The organism is Streptomyces sp. NPDC102437, from assembly GCF_044765565.1.
GTDB lineage: Bacteria > Actinomycetota > Actinomycetes > Streptomycetales > Streptomycetaceae > Streptomyces.
The window spans coordinates 188,507-205,003 of the sequence record NZ_JBIWKI010000010.1; the positions used below are offsets into that span (position 1 = coordinate 188,507).

The following is a 16,497-nucleotide window of genomic DNA, read 5'->3' on the forward strand; positions in this document are numbered from 1 at the left end:
GGACGAGGCCGGGGCCCTGGCGTCGCGCTGTCGGGCCGCCGGGACCGGTTGAACGCGGGGAGTGTGCCGAAGGGCCGGCTGAACGCAGAAAATGGCCCCGGAAACACCCGCGGGCCACGGCGCCGGGACGGGACCCTCAGCCCGTCCGGCACCGCAGCCCGGAGCAAGGCCGGCCATCACGGCCGGACCGGTCGGCCGGCGGTGTGCGGTGCCCCCGGCCGGGGAGAGGTACCGGCGCGGTCAGGGCAGAGAGCGCGGTACCTCGATCCGCCCTCCTGTGCGGGGAGAGCGGAAGCTCTGTCTTCAGCATTGTGGACTAGACCATTCGCCCGTGTCCATCCATCGGAGCGCCGAAATTTTCCGCACTCCTTACCTTCTTCTTTTTACCTTCTTCCTTGCACGTACCGTCCGGATGTCCGGTTCGGAACCATTGCCCGTCCGCGGGTACGCTCGCACACGTGCCCTCCATGAACGACCTCGTCCGCCAGCACACAGCCCTCAGTGACACCGACCTGGAGTGGCTGCATCTGCTGGTCTCGGAGTGGCAGCTGCTCTCCGACCTGTCCTTCGCCGACCTGGTGCTCTGGGTTCCCACTCGCGACGGCACCCGCTATGTGTCGGTGGCGCAGATGCGCCCCAATACGGGCCCCACCTCCTACCAGGACGACATGGTCGGACACCTGGTTCCGCGCGGCCGCCGCCCGTTGCTGGACGCGGCGCTGGACGAGGGCCGGATCGTGCGCGAGGGTGACCCGGAGTGGCGCGAGGAGGTGCCGGTACGGGTCGAGTCGATCCCCGTGCGCAGGGAGCAGCGGGTCCTCGGCGTGATCGCCCGCAACACCAACCTGCTCACCGTCCGCACCCCGTCCAGGCTGGAGCTCACCTACCTCCAGTCGGCCTCCGACCTGGCCCAGATGATCGCCGCGGGGTCCTTCCCCTTCCCGGGGCAGCAGGTCGACATGGACGCTTCGCCGCGCGTGGGCGACGGCCTGATCAGGCTCGACGCCGACGGGGTCGTCCAGTACGCCAGCCCCAACGGCCTCTCCGCGTACCACCGCCTCGGCCTCGCCTCCGATCTGGTCGGCCAGCACCTGGGCGGCATCACCGCCGAACTCGCCCCCTCCCGGGGTCCGGTGGACGAGGCCCTGGTCAAACTGGCCAGCGGCTACGCGCCCCGGGAGTTCGAGGTCGAGTGCGCGGGCGGCGTGATCCAGCTCCGGGCTATCCCGCTCAAGCCCAAGGGTGTCCGCATCGGCTCCCTGGTCCTGCTCCGAGACGTCACCGAACTCCGTCGCCGCGAACGCGAGTTGATCACCAAGGACGCCACCATCCGGGAGATCCACCACCGGGTGAAGAACAACCTCCAGACCGTCGCAGCCCTGTTGCGGCTCCAGGCCCGGCGGATGGACTCGGTACGGGGCCGCGAGGCGCTCAACGAGGCGGTACGGCGCGTCGGTTCGATCGCCATCGTCCATGAGACGCTGTCCCAGAATCTGGACGAGCGGGTGGAGTTCGACGAGATCGCCGATCGCGTCATCGCGATGGTCGCCGAGATCTCGCCGGGCAAGGTCACCTGCCGCCGGACGGGTCGCTTCGGCATCCTGGACGCCGAAGTGGCCACCCCGCTGGCGATGGTACTCACTGAAGTCCTGCAGAACGCCCTGGAGCACGCCTTCACGCTCGCCGAGTCCGGCACGGTGGAGGTGTCCGCGGTGCGCGGCGGTTCTTCCGTCGAGACACGGCTGCTGATCACGGTCCAGGACGACGGGTGCGGTCTGCCGGAGGGGTTCGACCCGCAGCGCGCCGGCAATCTGGGGCTCCAGATCGTCAGGACGCTGGTGGAGGGCGAGTTGGGCGGAACCTTCGGCATGGTCCCGGCCCCCGAGCGCGGCACCCAGGTCGTGCTCGACATACCGGTCCGTTCCGAGAAGTGACCCGGCCCGCCGCTTCCCGGGCGGCCGAACGCGGCAGTGAGCCCGAACACAGCAGTGAGCCCGAACCGTTGTTCACGGTCCGGGCTCACTGGTCATGCATGCGCTTCGGGGGTACTGCGCGCTGCGACTCGGGGGGCGGGGTTGTGCGTACGCTCTGTACGCGCCGCCTGGCTGAGGCTCGTAGCGGTGGCGTCGGTCAGGCGCTGGCGTTACGCGCCCGGTTGCGAGCGGCGCGGCGCTTCATCGCGCGGCGCTCGTCCTCGCTGAGGCCACCCCAGACGCCGGAGTCCTGGCCGGACTCGAGCGCCCACTGCAGGCACTGCTCCATGACGGGGCAGCGACGGCAGACGGCCTTGGCTTCCTCGATCTGCAGCAGCGCAGGACCGGTGTTGCCGATGGGGAAGAACAGCTCGGGGTCTTCCTCACGACAAACGGCGTTGTGACGCCAGTCCATGGCTGCTACCTCTCCTTGGTATTACATACTGGTGCTTGTGAATGTGAACGCTTTCACGAATCCCCCCGCAGATGACGGGCCGACGCCCAGATGAACTGGTTGTGGTCCTGTGAAGTGAGGAGGGGTTCTGGCTCTCAGTGGAGGCCGGTGTTGCGGGCCGTCCCGATCGCCATGTAGAGATTCGCAAACCTCGGCGGCGGATACAACCCCTTCTGGAAACTTTTTTTTGATTCCTCGGTGTCGACTAGGTCACAGCCGTACTTCTATGGGGTGGAGCCCAGCCCAAACGTTCGAGTTAAAGGACTTTGGGCCCTTCTACTCACACAATCACACGCAGTGCCCGGCGTACGCCTGTGAACGTCACACTTGTGCGCACTCCCAGGTGGTCGCCGTCCATCTGGAAGGGCAGCGGGACCTTTGAATGCAAGGTGAAGTCCGTGAGGTCGTGAAGTGAAACTGCGTGCTTTCCGGACGGGCCCTTCTCCGGGCTCGAAGTGAGCAGCTGGGTGCCGTAACGGGCGACCGCCGGAGTGGAGAGCCGCTTCAGCCCGAGCACATCCAGTCCGGTGTCGAAGGTGGCCTTCGGGGACGCGTACAGCGGACGATTGCCCAGGTAGGACCAAGGGGCGGTGTTGGAGATTATGGACAGCGCCAGATCGGTGACCGGCTCCTGCCCCGGGGTCTCCAGGGTCATCACGCCGTGTCTGCGGTGTGGCTCGTCGATGAACTGCCGGACCACCTGGCGCACGTACAGCGCGTGCGTCGAACGCTTTCCGCGTTCGCGCTGCTGTTCGACGCGGCCGACCACGCCCGCGTCGAACCCGAGTCCGGCGCAGAAGGTGAACCAGCGTTCCGGGACCGACTCGTCCTCGGTGCCGGGGGTGCCGGCCGCCAGCCCGAGGCCGACCGTGCGTTCGGTCCGGTTGGCGAGCGCGTCCAGGATCGCCCCGGTCGCCTCCACCGCGTCGTTGGGCAGACCCAGGGCGCGCGCGAACACATTGGTGGAGCCGCCGGGAACCACCGCGAGGCTCGGCAGGCTGTCCAGATCGGGGCCGTTGTGGAGCAGGCCGTTGACGACCTCGTTGACCGTGCCGTCGCCGCCCAGGGCGACCACCAGATCGATGTCGTCGGCGTCCGCGGCCCGTCGCCCCAGGTCACGGGCGTGACCGCGGTATTCGGTGGTCACGGCCTCCAGCTTCATCTCGCTGGCCAGCGCGTGGATGAGCACATCACGGGTCCGCGCACTGGTGGTGGTAGCAGCTGGATTGACCACGAGGAGTGCGCGCATGACCGTCAGACTACCTACCGTGCGGTATCACTCTGAAGTCCTGCCCCATGACCTTTACGCACGGTGACGACGCAAGGTCGAATCCGACCCCGGCTTCGCTTTCGCGGCGCCGGGATGCCAACCTGCAAGGGTGAGTACTCAGCAGAACACGCCCGACTCGTCGCCCGCACCGAGGCTCGAACCGGCGAAGCCGAGCAGGATCACTCTCGTTGCCGGACTCACCGCCCTGGAAGGGGCGGCGCTCGCCATCGGCGGGATCTACATGCTGGTCATGGGTCTGCTCGGCCGCCCCGAGAGCCCGCAGCAGGCGGAGATGGGCGGGCTGACGCTGATCGCGCTGGCCGTGATCCCGTTGGCCGCGGCCCGTGGTCTGCTGCGGCGGCGCAGCTGGAGCCGCGGTCCCGCGCTGATCACACAGATCATCGCGCTCCCGGTGGCGTGGACGCTGCTCAGGTCGCAGGGGGTGCTGATCCCGGCCGGGATCGTCCTTGCCGCGGTGACCCTGACGGCGCTCTACCAGCTGGTCAGGCCGACGACGGTCGAGGCGCTCGGCATCCGCCGGCCGGGCACCACCCCGGAGACCGGCACCACCCCGGAGAACTGAACCGCCCCGCCGGAAGGCCTGATGCTGTTGGCGAATTCAGTCCGATCCGATCTGGCGGTGAGCCCGTGCTCACCGCCAGATCGGACTGATGCTGGGCGGTGGGGCTGCGAGGATGCGTTCTGTGGTTACGGATGCGGAGTGGGAACGGATCCGGGGTGATCTGCGCTTCGGGCAGGTCTTCCGGGGCACCGTTGTGAAGGTACCCAGACCTGGGGCTATCGGGATCTTCGTAGACATCGGGTTGGGCGTTGGGGGCTTCGTCGATGTCCTGCTGTTGCCTGAGCAGGCAGAACGCTGGCCTGCCGAAGGAACGGTGACTGATTTCGAGGTCTGGTGGGCGGACAGCCGTCTTCAGGTCCGGCTGAAGCCGTCCAATCCGCAGTACCTGCGGACGGACTTCGCGGACTTCACTGCGCGGGTCAGGCCCGGTTGGCCGTCCGGCATCGGCCAGCCTGTTCGCGACGGCGGGCCTGTCACCTCGGAGGAGCTTGGCCCACTACTCGATCGGCAGAAGCGCCGCGAAATGTGAAACGCGGGTGCGGGCGCGGGGCGTTTGAGTGAGGTGGGCGTTGATACGGGCGAGGTTGATCGCAGCGCCCGTGAGCTGATGCTGGAGGCTGGTCTTGGCCAGACCGCGGTAGCGGGATCTGCGCAGGCCGCAACGTTGGACTCCTTGGGCGATGGTGCCCTCGACACCAGCCCGGATCTTGTAGCGCTCTTTCCATTCGTCGGTCTGCTGGAGGGAGCGAGCCCGCTGCAGCGTGTCGTACTCGTCTCGGGGCCGCAGAGTGAGCTGTCGGCGCCGGGCAGTGGGCGTACTGAGGCAGTTGCTCCGCTGCGGACAGGAACGGCAGCTCAGCACCGAAAACTCGACTCTGATGACGGGCATCCGGCGCTGCGAACTGTGGACGGCCCAGCTCTTGCTGGTGTGGCCGTTCGGGCACGTAACGCACTGGGATTCCCAGTCAACGGTGAAGGCTTCGTGGCCGTAGGCACCATCTCCACGGGCGGTCTGGACGCTGTTGACCGCCTGGAGCGGGCCGTGCAGATCCACACGGTAGTCACGGTGGGCCGCGACCATGGCGGGGCTGTTGGCGTAGCCGGTGTCGACCCAGTGCTCCTCGGGCAGCAGTTCCCGCTCAGCCAGACCCGCGTGGACCACTGCCGCCATGCGGTCGTCATTGATCGCCGCGGGAGTCGTCACCACATTCGTGATCAGGTGCGGGAGGTCAGGGCCGCACGTCTCGGTGAGATGAACCTTGTAGCCGTCCCAGTCCAGGTCGCGCTTGGAGCCGGTGCGGGTCTCGGCGTCATAGGGGGTGACCAGGCGTTGTGTGCCCGGCGGGCGGTCTTTTGGGCTTCTGCGCAGCACCTCGCCATCGACCAGGTGGAAGTGCTGGACCCAGATCTGTCGCAGAGTCTCGACCTGCGGCAGAACGCGCAGCTGACAGGGAACGTCTGGCGCCGTCACGGCCTGGAGCAGCCGCATGCCGTCGGCGCCGATCCGCCGGCCGGTCTCCTCCCGCTTGGCGCGGGCCTTGGGGAAGCGCGAGTCCTCAGCCCGGGTGGCGTAGTGCCGGAACCAGTCCGGCTCGGACACCTGCTCCAGCTACTCAGGGGATGCCTGAGCCAGTGCGTTCAACGCTGCGCGCAACGTCTCTGAGACCATCTCCAGCCAGCGCAGCTCTCGCACCGCAGACAGCACATGGGTGGAGTCCGTCCGCACCTTTCCACCACCGGCGAGCAGGCCCTTGTCTCTGGCCGTAGAAAGAATGCCATCCAGCACTCGCCGTCCGGCGTCTGCCTCGATGAGGCGGTCCCGGAACTCCGAGAGCACCGAGAAGTCGAAGCCAGGATCGGTCAGCTCCAGCCCGAGCGCGTACTTGAAATCGATCCGAGCGCGCACCGCCTCCGCGGTCTGCCGGTCGGTCAGCCCTTCCACGAACTGCAGCACCAGGACCAGAGCCAGCCGCCCCGGCGACCACGCGGGCTTGCCCCGTAACGGAAACAAGTCGGCGAACTGCTCGTCGGTGAACAGCGTCCCCAGTTCGTCCCGGACCCGGATCGCCAAGCTGCCTTTGGGAAAAGCGGCCTTCGCTACCCGCGCCGTCTCTTCCGGGACCTCCCCCGACACCACTGGCCGCATCGACATCGACACCCTCCCCCTACAGCAACGTCGGTCTCCAAGACCACAACTGGGTCTCGGAGACCGACGTCACGCTGGCCCCGAATTAACCAACAGCATCGGAAGGCCTGGCGGGGCGGAACGGCGGCAACTCCGCGGTCGCCGCCAGCGGCGCGGCCAGGGCACGGGAAGGACCACGCCCGCGCGCGGCCCCCGCCCGCTACTCCTCGACGAGCAGCCGCTCGCGCAGCTGCGCCAGCGTGCGGGCCAGCAGCCGCGAGACGTGCATCTGCGAGATGCCGACCTCCTGCGCGATCTGCGACTGGGTCATGTTGCCGAAGAAGCGCAGCAGCAGGATCCGCTTCTCGCGCGGCGGCAGGTCCTCCAGCAGCGGCTTGAGCGACTCCCGGTACTCGACGCCCTCCAGCGCCTCGTCCTCGGAGCCCAGCGTGTCCGCGACCGCGGGGGACTCGTCGTCCGTGTCCGGCACGTCCAGCGAGAGCGTGCTGTACGCATTGGCCGATTCCAGGCCCTCCAGGACCTCTTCCTCGGAGATGCCCAGCCGCTCCGCCAGCTCGTGGACCGTCGGCGAGCGGCCGTGCTGCTGGGAGAGCTCGGCGGTGGCCGTGGTAAGCGAGAGCCGCAGCTCCTGGAGCCGGCGCGGCACCCGGACCGCCCAGCCCTTGTCACGGAAGTGGCGCTTGATCTCGCCCACGACCGTGGGGGTCGCGTACGTCGAGAACTCGACGCCGCGGTCCGGGTCGAACCGGTCCACCGATTTGATCAGGCCGATGGTGGCGACCTGCGTCAGGTCGTCCAGCGGCTCGCCGCGGTTGCGGAACCGGCGGGCCAGGTGCTCCACGAGCGGCAGATGCATCCGCACCAGTCGATTGCGCAGCTCAGCCTTCTCCGGCGACCCGTCGGGAAGCGCGCGCAGTTCGATGAACAGCGCCCGCGCCCCGCTGCGGTCGTGTGGATCGTGGTGCCCGTGCTCGCTCATCTGGCCTGCCCGCTCCGCCTGCGACTGCTCCACCGCGACCGTACGACCCGAAGGCCCGGCCGCCCCGTCCACCGGATGGGGCAGGGCCTGCTGCTCCGGGATGCCTGCTGCGCGCACCACCCCTGGTCGCATCGTCTCGTCCCGCACAGGACCGTCCCCGTTCCCGTTGCTCACGCCGGCCCGGGTCCCGCGCCGCGCTGTTTGTAGAGGCTGATGCTGACCGTACGGTCGTCGGCCACCGAGGAGTCGACCTTGCCGGCCAGTGCGGAGAGCACCGTCCAGGCGAAGGTGTCGCGCTCCGGCGCCCGGCCGTCCGTCGTCGGGGCGGCCACCGTCACCTCGAGAGAATCCTCGACGAGCCGGAACACGCAGCTGAGGACGGAGCCCGGCACGGCCTGCTGAAGCAGGATCGCGCAGGCCTCGTCGACCGCGATGCGAAGATCCTCGATCTCGTCGAGAGTGAAGTCCAAGCGCGCTGCGAGACCGGCCGTGGCCGTACGCAGCACCGACAGGTAGGCACCCGCAGCGGGCAGCCGGACCTCTACGAAGTCCTGATTCCCGGGCTCGCCTGCGATCTGGGACACCCTCACCTCCAAGGTGGCACAAACTCTTTCGAGGATCCGGGAAGGGTGCCCCGGAGCCATGTGGTACGTCTTCGGTCCTGGTCCGCGACGCTATCGCGACCCATGATGCCTGTCGCCAGAGCCTAAGCCCATGGCTGTCACTCATGGTAAACCCATGAGCACACACAGTGGGTAGGGGTCTGCGGCCGTCAATTACGAACAACCGGCGCCGGTTTGACGTACCCAGACGTCAGACGATCGAACCGTCCTCGAAGCACCAACGCCAGCTCTCGCCGGGTTCGAAACTCCGCATCACCGGATGGCCGGTCTCCTTGAAGTGTCCCGTGGCGTGCTGGAGGGGTGACGAGTCGCAGCAGCCGACATGACCGCAGACCAGACAGAGCCGCAGCTGCACGGGATGGGTCCCCGCCGCGAGGCACCCCGGGCAGGTCGCGCTGAGCGGGGCCGGTTCGGGGCGCGGAAGTACGGACACGTGAGAGCAGTCACTCATGATTGTCAGGTTACGACGGATGTGTGGCCCGTGAATTGCGGATGCGAGGACCGTGGAATGGACGTATTGCCGCTGGTGGGACTGGTCGCGGCCAGTGCGGCGGTGGCGGGGGCGGCCCGCCGTACCCCCGTGCCGGCCCCGCTGCTGCTCGTCACGGTGGGCCTGATCGCCTCCTATCTGCCCGGGGTGCCCACCTACACCCTGGACGCGCACGTCGTGCTGCCGCTGCTGCTGCCCCCGCTGCTCTACACGGCGGCCGTCGACAGCTCGTACCTCGATCTGCGGGCCAATCTCCGGCCGGTCGCACTGCTCTCGATCGGCTACGTCCTGTTCGCGACCGTCGCGGTCGGCTGGCTGGCGTACCGCCTGGTGCCCGGCCTGCCGCTGACCGCAGCGCTGGTGCTCGGCGCGGTCGTCGCCCCGCCGGACGCGGTCACTGCCGCCGCGATCGCGCGCCGGGTCGGGCTGCCCGGCCGGGTCACGACGATCCTGCAGGGGGAGTCCCTGGTGAACGACGCCACGGCGATCACCGCCTACAAGGTGGCGATCGCCGCCGCCGTGGGCGAGGGCATGAGCTGGGGCGCGGGGATCGGCGAGTTCTTCCTGGCCGCCGTCGGCGGTGTGGCGGTCGGCCTGGCGCTGATGGTGCCGCTGCACTGGCTCCGTACCCACCTCAGGGAATCGCTGCTGCAGAACACGCTGTCGTTGCTGATCCCCTTCGTGGCGTACGCGGCGGCCGAACGCGTACACGCCTCCGGGGTGCTCGCCGTGGTCGTGGTGGCGCTCTACCTGGGTCACCGGTCCTGGCAGGTCGACTTCGCCACCCGGCTCCAGGAGGCGGCCGTCTGGAAGATGGTCGCGTTCATCCTGGAGTCGGCGGTCTTCGCGCTGATCGGACTCCAGCTGCCCTTCGTGCTGAAGGGGCTCGGCGAGTACGCGGTCGGTGAGGCCGTCCGGTACGCGGTGATCGTCTTCCTCGCCGTGGTCGTGGTCCGCTTCATCTGGGTCTACCCGGCGACGTTCCTGCCCCGATGGCTGTCGAGACGGATCAGGGAACGCGAGCCCGACACCGACTGGACGGCGCCGCTGATCGTCGGCTGGGCCGGGATGCGTGGTGTCGTCTCGCTCGCCATCGCCTTCTCCATCCCGCTCGCGATGTCCGACGGGAGTCCCTTCCCGGCCCGCAACCTGGTGCTGTTCCTGACGTTCACCACGGTCATCGGCACCCTGGTCGTCCAGGGGCTCACCCTGCCGCTGCTGGTGCGGGTCCTGAAGCTCCCCGGGCGCGACGCGAAGGCGGAGACGCTGGCCGAGGCGCAGGCCCAGAGCGAGGCCTCCGCGGCCGCCGAGGCGCGGCTGGAGGAGCTGCTCGCCGATCGCCGCAACGAGCTGCCGGGCCCCCTCGTCGACCGGCTGCGCACCGTCATGGAACGCCGCCGCAACGCCGTGTGGGAGCGGCTGGGCGCGGCCAATCCGGTGACCGGGGAGTCGGCGGACGACACCTACCGGCGGCTGGCCGGGGAGATGATCGACGCCGAGCGCGAGGTCTTCGTGACGCTGCGGGACGAGCGGCGGATCGACGACGAGATGCTGCGGACGCTGCTCAGGCGGCTCGACCTGGAGGAGGCGGCGGCCTACCGGGAGGAGTCCGAAGCCCCCTGAGGGCTGCCCGTGACAACCGCCGCGAGCGCGGTTCCCGGAGGGAACGCGCCCTCCCCGGCCAGTTCGGTGAGCGCGTACAGCAGCTTGGCCACGTAGAGCCGCTCGACGGGCAGGCCGTGCCTCTGCTCGAAGTCGTCGGCGAAGGCGTGCAGCGCCGGGGGCGTACGGGCGTAGCCGCCGAAGTGGAAGCGCTCGTCCAGCGACCACGCCCCGGCCGGACCGCCGAACGCCTCCTCCTGGAGTCCGCGCACCGCGTCCCCCAGGAAGCCGCCGCGCAGCACCGGAACGCCGAGGGCGCGCTGCATCGGCGCGAGCCCGGCGGCGAGCCCGGCGAGGGTGCCCCCGGTGCCGCAGGCCACCGCGACGACGTCGGCCGCTCCACGCAGCTCGCGCCCCAGCTCGGCGCACCCCTGTGCGGCCGGCGCGTTGCTGCCGCCCTCCGGGACGACACAGCACTCCCCGAAGAGGCCCAGCAGCCCCGCCAGGACCCCTGGATCACCCTTCGCGCGGTACGTGGCACGGTCCACGAAGTGCAGGGTCATCCCGTCGGCGGCGCACCGGGCGAGCGAGGGGTTCAGCGGCCGGCCGGCCAGCTCGTCGCCGCGTACCACCCCGACGGTGGGAAAGCCGAGCAGCCGCCCGGCGGCGGCGGTGGCCCGCAGATGGTTGGAGTAGGCGCCGCCGAAGGTCAGCACGGTGCGCCCGGCGGCGGCCCGCAGATTGAGGGAGAGCTTGCGCCATTTGTTGCCGGGCAGATCGGGGTGGATCAGATCGTCCCGCTTGAGCAGCAGCCGGACGCCGTGGCGGGCGAAGCGCTCGTCCTCGACCGGCTGCAGGGGCGAGGGGAGCACCGGTCGCAGCCGGGAGAGGTCGAGCGCTTCGGAGGGCATGCCGCAATTGTCGCCGTACAGGGCGGGCACCGGTCATTTGAGCCGGTCGTGGATGCGGGCCCGCATGGAATCCATCGTGAAGCCGCGCGGGTCGGCCTTGCCCGGCTGCCACTCCTTGTGCCCGATCACCGAGCGGGAGTATCAGCCATGGTGGCGGCAGATGGCGGCGGCGGCCTTCTCGATGGCTTCGAGCTGGGCCTCGGGCCAGGGGTCCTTGCCGTCGCCGAGGTTCTCGCACTCGAAGCCGTAGAAGTACCTGTTCGCGTCGGTGTCGGCCTCGTTGTCGCCGGGGAGGCGCTTCTCGGCGACAACGGCGCGCAGTACGTCGCTGTCGCCGAGTCCGGCGTGGTTGGCGCGGCCGTGGCCGACCAGGTGGACCCGGCCGTCCTTGGCGATCACGCCGTGGCACAGCGGGCCGGGCAGATCCGGGTAGCCGTCGCGGCAGACGCGCACGGTGGCCTCGGTGCCCCTGGTGACGGTGTGGTGGATCATCACGCCGTTGACCGGGCCCCAGGGGCCCTTGTGGTTGCGGTTGTGGGTGCGCCAGTCGCCGACCTGGACGACGGTGAGCCCCTCGTTCGTCAGGACTTCCAGGAACCTGCTCGCGGACATGGGCGAGGACATGGCCGTCTCCTTCGTGCGCGGGGAACCAGCCTTGATCCGCTTTTACCGGAATGCCGCTCTCCGGGCCATGCCTTCAGCGGCTGTTCGGACCGTGTGCGATCCGAACCGGTCAGATCCGCGAGCAGTGGGCCGGATTCAGCCCTGTGCCAGCCACATGTCGGGGCCGAACACCTCGTAGTGGATGTCGGTCGCCGGGATGCCCTTGGCCAGCAGCTGGGTGCGTACGGCACGCATGAAGGGCAGCGGGCCGCAGAGATAGGCGTGGGTGCCGGGGGCGACGGCGAGGCCGCTCAGGTCGACCAGGCCGGTGCGGCCGGCGGGGTGGCCGGGCTCGGGGTCCTCGTACCAGAAGTGGGCGGCGGCGTCGGGGAGTTTGCCGGTGAGCAGGGCGTGGTCGGTGCGCATCGCGTGGGTGGCGGGGGAGTGGTCGCCGTGCACGACGGTGACCGGGGCGCGGTGACCGGTCGCCGCGAGGTGCTCCAGCATCGAGAGCATCGGGGTGCAGCCGATGCCCGCGGAGGCGAGCAGGAGCGGTGCGTCGGCGGAGTCGAGCACGAGGTCGCCGTACGGGGCGGAGACGCGCAGCACGTCACCGGCCTCGACCTCGGTGTGCAGGTGGCGGGAGACCTCGCCGTCGGGTGAGCCGCCGCCCCGCACCCGCTTGACGGTGATCGAGCGGAGCCGGGAGCCGGGGGCGCAGGAGAGGCTGTACTGGCGTATCTGGCGGGCCCCGTCGGGGAGTTCCACCTGCACGGAGACGTACTGGCCGGGCCGGAAGGCGGGCGCGGGCGCTCCGTCGGCGGGGCGGAGCTGGAAGGTGGCGACGTCGGCGGTCTCCTCGATCCGGGTGACCACCTCCCACTCGCGCCACACGTCGCCGGCGACGACGCCCTGCTGCGCGTACAGCCGCTCCTCGATCGAGATCAGGGCGCCGGCCATCAGCCAGTAGACCTCGTCCCAGGCGGCGGCGACCTCCGGGGTGACCGCGTCGCCGAGCACTTCGGCGATGGCGGCGAAGAGGTGCGTGTGCACGACGTCGTACTGGGCGGGGGTGACGCCGAGCGAGGCGTGCTTGTGGGCGATCCGGCCGAGCATCACGTCGGGGCGGGTGTCCGGGTGCTCGATCAGCTGCGTCGCGAAGGCGGCGATGGAGCCCGCGAGGGCCTGCCGCTGGGCGCCGGACGCCTGATTTCCGCGGTTGAAGAGGTCGCGCAGCAGCTCGGGGTGGGCGTCGAAGAGCTTGCGGTAGAAGAGATCGGCGATGTCTCCGACGGCCGCGCCCACGGCGGGCAGGGTGGCGCGGACGGTGGCGGTCGACGTCTCGGAGAGCATCGGGACTCCTCGTGTGTGAATTGGTATTTGAGATGCGTATTTTTGGACAGCGCGAGGCCGGGCGATGGGCCCGTGACGCGATGTGCGGCGTGTGGTGTCCGGCGTGCGTTGGGGATCAGCCGGTGTCCGGGCGGCCGCTGCTGATGCCGATCAGCAGCGGTCGGGTGGGGGATGCGACGAGTTCGGTGACGGTGAGCGGATCGAGTGAGGCGTAGAAGGCCGCCTCGGCCTGGCGCAGGGCGCCGCGCAGCCGGCAGGCCGAGCGCAGGGGGCACGGGTTGGTGCCCTCGCAGTCGACGACGTCGCCTGGTCCCTCCAGCTCCCGGACGAGTCCGCCGATCGAGGCGGAGCGGCCCGCTCCGGTGAGGCTGAGCCCGCCGCCGCGACCCCGCCGCGCCTCGATCAGGCCGAGGTGCTGGAGCTTGGCGACGACCTTCGCGGTGTGGGTGTAAGGCACCTGCATGGTGGCCGCCACCTCCCGGGTGGTCGGCGGATCCTCGTTCTCCACGACGGCGAGGCGCATCAGTACGCGCAGCGCCACGTCGGTGAATCTCGTCAGCCGCATGACAGCCACCGTAGATAAGTGGCATCGCGGATGCAACTTAAGTCGGCTCGTGGGCGTCGCTGTGCGTTGTGCCCAGCCCAAAGCCGATTAGTCACACTCTTTTGTGTAATGGCGCGACCGCACTCCGTGCTGAAAGGCTTCTTCGCGCAGGTCAGCCGAAGAATCGAGAGGACGACAGATGTCCGTTGGTGAAGAGGTTCAGAACGCGTCGTTGCCGCCGCAGCAGAGCCTGGGGACGGCAGCGGCGCGGAACCTCGCGACGACCACCAAGTCCGCCCCGCAGATGCAGGAGATCACCTCGCGGTGGCTGCTGAAGATGCTGCCGTGGGTGCAGGTGCAAGGTGGTACCTACCGGGTGAACCGCCGGCTGAGCTACTCGGTCGGGGACGGCAGGGTGACCTTTGTGCAGACCGGTGGCCGGGTCGCGGTCATCCCGGCCGAGCTCGGTGAGCTCCCCGCCCTGCGGGACTTCGGCGACGAGGAGGTGCTGGGCGAGCTCGCCCGGCGCTGCGAGCAGCGCGAGATCGCGGCGGGGCAGGTGCTGGCCGCGTCGGGGGACACGGCGGACAGTGTCTATCTGCTGGCGCACGGCAAGGTCGAGAAGATCGGCACCGGCCCGTACGGGGACGAGACGGTGCTCGGGGTCCACGCCGACGGAGCCTACTTCGGGGACCAGGCCCTGGTCGACGGCGACGCCGTCTGGGAGTACACCGCCCGTGCCGTCACCACCTGTACGGTGCTGACGCTGAGCCGGGCCGATGTGCTGAACCTCGCCGAGCGGGCGCAGCCGCTCCGCGACCACCTCGCCGGACTGCTCAACATCCCGGAGCAGCGCACCAACAAGTACGGCGAGGCGGCGATCGACCTCTCCGCCGGCCACGTCGGCGAAGCCGTCGTCCCGCACACGTACGTCGACTACGACGCGGCGCCCCGCGAGTACGAACTGAGCGTCGCCCAGACCGTGCTGAAGGTCCACAGCCGGGTCGCCGACCTCTACAACCAGCCGATGAACCAGACCGAGCAGCAGTTGCGGCTCACGGTCGAGGCGCTGCGCGAGCGCCAGGAGCACGAGCTGATCAACAACCGCGAGTTCGGGCTGCTCAACAACTGCGACTACGGGCAGCGCCTCCAGCCGCACGACGGCGTGCCCAGCCCCGACGACATGGACGAACTGCTCTCGCGCCGCCGCGGGTCGAAGCTCTTCCTCGCCCACCCGAGGGCCATCGCCGCGTTCGGCCGCGAGTGCAACAAGCGCGGTCTGGTACCGCAGAGCGTCGACCTCGGCGGACAGCATGTGCCGGCCTGGCGAGGGGTGCCGATCCTCCCGTGCAACAAGATCCCGGTCACCGACGCCCGGACCACGTCGATCATCTGCATGAGGACGGGTGAGGACGAGCAGGGCGTCATCGGACTCCAGCAGACCGGAATCCCCGACGAGATCGAGCCCAGCCTCTCGGTCCGCTTCATGGGGATCGACGAGCAGGCGATCATCTCCTATCTGGTGACGGCCTACTACTCCGCGGCCGTCCTCGTGCCGGACGCCCTGGGCGTACTGGAGAACGTCGAGGTCAGCCGCTGGCGGTAGCCCCGCGGGGGTCCGGACGACGATGTCCGGGCCCCGTCAACCTGCGCACCCGGGCAGCGGTGCCCGGGGCGGTCTCGGGAGGACGCCCAGTGAAGACCCACCACGTACCCCAACCACCCACCCCCCGGGCCCCGGGCGACGACGCCCCGGCCGCCCCCGTGGCGCAGGGCCAGGAGGGCAGGGCTCTCCTGGAGGAGACCCGGGCCCTGGTCGATCCCCGACTGCGCGCCGCCGTCGAATCCTTACCCGGATCGATCCGCCGCGTCGCGATGTACCACTTCGGCTGGCAGGAGGCCGACGGCACCCCGTCCTCGGGGCCGGCCGGCAAAGCGATCCGGCCCGCCCTGGTCCTCGCCGCCGCCCGCGCGCTGGGCGGCGATCCGGAACGGGCGGTACGGGCGGCCGTCGCCGTGGAGCTGGCGCACAACTTCACGCTGCTGCACGACGACGTCATCGACGAGGACCGGACCCGCCGCCACCGGCCCACGGCCTGGGCGGTCTTCGGCATCCCCGACGCCGTGATCGCGGGCGACGCCATGCTCGCCCTCGCCCAGCGGTTGCTGGCCGAGGACCCGGACCCGGCCTCGCCCTGTGCTTCGGCGCGGCTCTCGACCTGTGTCATCGAGCTGTGCGCGGGCCAGCAGGCCGACTGCGCCTTCGAGGACCGGGGCCCCGACGAGGTCACGCTGGACGAGTGCCTGACCATGGCCACCGCCAAGACCGGAGCCCTGCTCGGCTGTGCGTGTGCGCTGGGGGCGCTGTACGCGGGCGCTGAGGAGCGGGCGGTCCGGAGGATGGACGGCTTCGGCCGGGAGGCGGGCCTCGCCTTCCAGCTCATCGACGACCTGATCGGCATCTGGGGGGACCCGGCGCGGACCGGGAAGCCGGTCGGGGCGGATCTCGTCGCCCACAAGAAGTCGCTGCCCGTCGTCGCCGCGCTGACCTCCGGCACCCCGGCCGCGGCCGAACTCGCCACCCTCTACCGGGGATCGATGAACACCCCGGGCGAGGTGAGCCGGGCCGCCGACGCCGTCGACCGGGCCGGCGGCCGGGACTGGGCGCAGATCGCCGCGGCGGACCGGATGGCCCGTGCCGTCCACCACCTGTCCCGGGCGGTCCCCGACCTGGCCCGGGCCGGCGACCTCCTGGCCCTGGCGGAGTTCGTCACCCGCCGGACGAACTGACCACGAACCACCAGGACCGGGAACGGTGAAGGCGCGGAGGAAGGAGACGGGGACCGAGGAGAGCGGAATCGAAGAGACCGGACGCGAGGAAGGCGGAACGAAGGAGCCCGCAACGAAGGAGCCCGCAACGGAGGAGAGCGGAACCGGGGAGACGGGAACAAGGCGCCGAGGTCACA

At 69.9% G+C, this 16,497-nt stretch carries 14 protein-coding genes and 2 pseudogenes; 6 read left to right on the forward strand and 10 right to left on the reverse strand.

The genetic code is table 11. From position 1 onward, the window contains the following. Positions 1-467 precede the first annotated feature (467 nt). Positions 468-1,934: a histidine kinase N-terminal domain-containing protein gene (locus tag ACIRJP_RS15525; RefSeq protein ID WP_356088470.1), complete on the forward strand. Its 1,467-nt coding sequence runs from the start codon at positions 468-470 to the stop codon at positions 1,932-1,934. A 196-nt stretch (positions 1,935-2,130) separates the two neighbouring features. Here the strand turns inward: ACIRJP_RS15525 and ACIRJP_RS15530 are convergent, their stop codons facing one another. Together ACIRJP_RS15530 and ACIRJP_RS15535 are read right to left on the reverse strand one after the other, a co-directional pair. Then, positions 2,131-2,388, reverse strand: coding sequence for a WhiB family transcriptional regulator (locus tag ACIRJP_RS15530; protein ID WP_003953983.1), 258 nt, complete (start codon positions 2,386-2,388; stop codon positions 2,131-2,133). Between the two features lie 319 nt (positions 2,389-2,707). Next, on the reverse strand, positions 2,708-3,676 hold the full coding sequence (locus tag ACIRJP_RS15535; protein ID WP_356088411.1) for a diacylglycerol kinase family protein: 969 nt from the start codon (positions 3,674-3,676) through the stop codon (positions 2,708-2,710). Between the two features lie 130 nt (positions 3,677-3,806). Between ACIRJP_RS15535 and ACIRJP_RS15540 the strand changes: the two genes are divergently transcribed. Beyond that, entirely contained in the window at positions 3,807-4,280 is a 474-nt protein-coding gene (locus ACIRJP_RS15540; protein WP_358948950.1) for a hypothetical protein, read from the forward strand. 121 nt (positions 4,281-4,401) lie between these two features. Continuing rightward, the gene (locus ACIRJP_RS15545) at positions 4,402-4,809 is read left to right on the forward strand and encodes a hypothetical protein (protein ID WP_404173270.1); all 408 of its coding nucleotides are present in this window, start codon (positions 4,402-4,404) and stop codon (positions 4,807-4,809) included. Here ACIRJP_RS15545 and ACIRJP_RS15550 read toward each other — a convergent pair. From ACIRJP_RS15550 to ACIRJP_RS15565, 4 genes and pseudogenes are all read right to left on the reverse strand, one after another. Further along, positions 4,777-6,432, reverse strand: a pseudogene (locus tag ACIRJP_RS15550) (IS1182 family transposase). The gene ACIRJP_RS15545 and the pseudogene ACIRJP_RS15550 overlap by 33 nt on opposite strands. 193 nt (positions 6,433-6,625) lie before the next feature. Then, complete coding sequence (locus ACIRJP_RS15555; RefSeq protein ID WP_404173272.1) at positions 6,626-7,579, reverse strand: RNA polymerase sigma factor SigF; 954 nt, start codon at positions 7,577-7,579, stop codon at positions 6,626-6,628. Next, positions 7,576-7,989 carry an anti-sigma regulatory factor gene (locus tag ACIRJP_RS15560; RefSeq protein WP_072483809.1) on the reverse strand — a complete coding sequence of 138 codons (414 nt, stop codon included), beginning with the start codon at positions 7,987-7,989 and terminating at the stop codon, positions 7,576-7,578. Before ACIRJP_RS15560 ends, ACIRJP_RS15555 begins: the two co-directional genes overlap by 4 nt. Before the next feature lie 229 nt (positions 7,990-8,218). Then, positions 8,219-8,479, reverse strand: a complete 261-nt coding sequence (locus ACIRJP_RS15565) for a UBP-type zinc finger domain-containing protein (RefSeq protein ID WP_358948954.1) — start codon at positions 8,477-8,479, stop codon at positions 8,219-8,221. A gap of 57 nt (positions 8,480-8,536) precedes the next feature. On the opposite strand from ACIRJP_RS15565, the gene ACIRJP_RS15570 reads away from it, so the two are divergent. Beyond that, positions 8,537-10,141: a Na+/H+ antiporter gene (locus ACIRJP_RS15570; protein WP_404173275.1), complete on the forward strand. Its 1,605-nt coding sequence runs from the start codon at positions 8,537-8,539 to the stop codon at positions 10,139-10,141. Here ACIRJP_RS15570 and ACIRJP_RS15575 read toward each other — a convergent pair. From ACIRJP_RS15575 to ACIRJP_RS15590, 4 genes and pseudogenes are all read right to left on the reverse strand, one after another. Beyond that, positions 10,114-11,031, reverse strand: coding sequence for a 1-aminocyclopropane-1-carboxylate deaminase/D-cysteine desulfhydrase (locus ACIRJP_RS15575; RefSeq protein WP_404173278.1), 918 nt, complete (start codon positions 11,029-11,031; stop codon positions 10,114-10,116). The genes ACIRJP_RS15570 and ACIRJP_RS15575 overlap by 28 nt on opposite strands. Before the next feature lie 33 nt (positions 11,032-11,064). Next, a pseudogene (locus ACIRJP_RS15580) lies at positions 11,065-11,655 on the reverse strand (N-acetylmuramoyl-L-alanine amidase). Between the two features lie 135 nt (positions 11,656-11,790). Continuing rightward, the gene (locus ACIRJP_RS15585) at positions 11,791-12,987 is read right to left on the reverse strand and encodes a globin domain-containing protein (RefSeq protein WP_404173281.1); all 1,197 of its coding nucleotides are present in this window, start codon (positions 12,985-12,987) and stop codon (positions 11,791-11,793) included. Positions 12,988-13,102: 115 nt separating this feature from the next. After that, positions 13,103-13,552: an RrF2 family transcriptional regulator gene (locus ACIRJP_RS15590; RefSeq protein WP_404173284.1), complete on the reverse strand. Its 450-nt coding sequence runs from the start codon at positions 13,550-13,552 to the stop codon at positions 13,103-13,105. Between the two features lie 178 nt (positions 13,553-13,730). Between ACIRJP_RS15590 and ACIRJP_RS15595 the strand changes: the two genes are divergently transcribed. Further along, entirely contained in the window at positions 13,731-15,137 is a 1,407-nt protein-coding gene (locus tag ACIRJP_RS15595) for a family 2B encapsulin nanocompartment shell protein (protein WP_404173287.1), read from the forward strand. Positions 15,138-15,295: 158 nt separating this feature from the next. Further along, on the forward strand, positions 15,296-16,321 hold the full coding sequence (locus ACIRJP_RS15600; RefSeq protein ID WP_404173440.1) for a family 2 encapsulin nanocompartment cargo protein polyprenyl transferase: 1,026 nt from the start codon (positions 15,296-15,298) through the stop codon (positions 16,319-16,321). The last annotated feature ends 176 nt before the right edge of the window (positions 16,322-16,497 follow it).

Excerpts from the sequence above, each read along its gene's own strand:
- ACIRJP_RS15525 (WP_356088470.1), top strand. The coding sequence starts at position 468 with ATGAACGACCTCGTCCGCCAGCACACAGCCCTCAGTGACACCGACCTG.
- ACIRJP_RS15530 (WP_003953983.1), bottom strand. The coding sequence starts at position 2,388 with ATGGACTGGCGTCACAACGCCGTTTGTCGTGAGGAAGACCCCGAGCTG.
- ACIRJP_RS15535 (WP_356088411.1), bottom strand. The coding sequence starts at position 3,676 with ATGCGCGCACTCCTCGTGGTCAATCCAGCTGCTACCACCACCAGTGCG.
- ACIRJP_RS15595 (WP_404173287.1), top strand. The coding sequence starts at position 13,731 with ATGTCCGTTGGTGAAGAGGTTCAGAACGCGTCGTTGCCGCCGCAGCAG.
- ACIRJP_RS15590 (WP_404173284.1), bottom strand. The coding sequence starts at position 13,552 with ATGCGGCTGACGAGATTCACCGACGTGGCGCTGCGCGTACTGATGCGC.
- ACIRJP_RS15565 (WP_358948954.1), bottom strand. The coding sequence starts at position 8,479 with ATGAGTGACTGCTCTCACGTGTCCGTACTTCCGCGCCCCGAACCGGCC.
- ACIRJP_RS15575 (WP_404173278.1), bottom strand. The coding sequence starts at position 11,031 with ATGCCCTCCGAAGCGCTCGACCTCTCCCGGCTGCGACCGGTGCTCCCC.
- ACIRJP_RS15585 (WP_404173281.1), bottom strand. The coding sequence starts at position 12,987 with ATGCTCTCCGAGACGTCGACCGCCACCGTCCGCGCCACCCTGCCCGCC.
- ACIRJP_RS15570 (WP_404173275.1), top strand. The coding sequence starts at position 8,537 with ATGGACGTATTGCCGCTGGTGGGACTGGTCGCGGCCAGTGCGGCGGTG.